At 41.8% G+C, this 540-nt stretch carries 1 pseudogene; it reads left to right on the forward strand.

Features of this window, described 5'->3' with window-relative positions:
* Window positions 1–180: 180 nt before the first annotated feature.
* Window positions 181–488, forward strand: a pseudogene (locus HT669_RS10735) (helix-turn-helix domain-containing protein); the annotation flags it as partial.
* Window positions 489–540: the final 52 nt, after the last annotated feature.

Consider the following 540-nt stretch of genomic DNA (forward strand, 5'->3'; position numbering starts at 1 on the left):
TCAGTAACCATACCTACGGTAAGGCGACGCTGACGTGGTTTGAAGAGATTTTCGAAGAGTATTACCTTCAAGAAGCTCCATTGATGCCCCACCACCGCGTCACAAATACCTACACTGACACAAAAAGGTGACATAGCCACCTTTTTGGGCTCTATAATATTTGTAGTGGGTAAATCCCCTATGGATATCATTAATAAGGATACATACAAGGAACTCATCGCCAAACTGGACTATGAAGCTCCATCTTGTCCTGAGTGCGGAAGTCAAANNATTGTTCTAAAATGATGGTCGCTGAAACTTCTATCGTCAAGAAAAATGACCAAATCCCTCGTATTATCAATCAAAAAATTGCGCAAAAGTTGATTGAAAAGACTTCTATGACCGATATTGCCCATCAGCTGGCCATTTCAACTTCAACTGTCATTCGAAAGCTCAATGACTTCCACTTTGAGTGTAATGTTAGAAATCTGCCTGAGATTATGTCTTGGGACGTTGAAACAGTCCGGGGAGTGACTGTTTCAATCGGGAGATGGAGATGAG

This window comes from Streptococcus sp. 2100, assembly GCF_013276335.1.
GTDB classification, from domain to species: Bacteria; Bacillota; Bacilli; order Lactobacillales; family Streptococcaceae; genus Streptococcus; species Streptococcus pseudopneumoniae.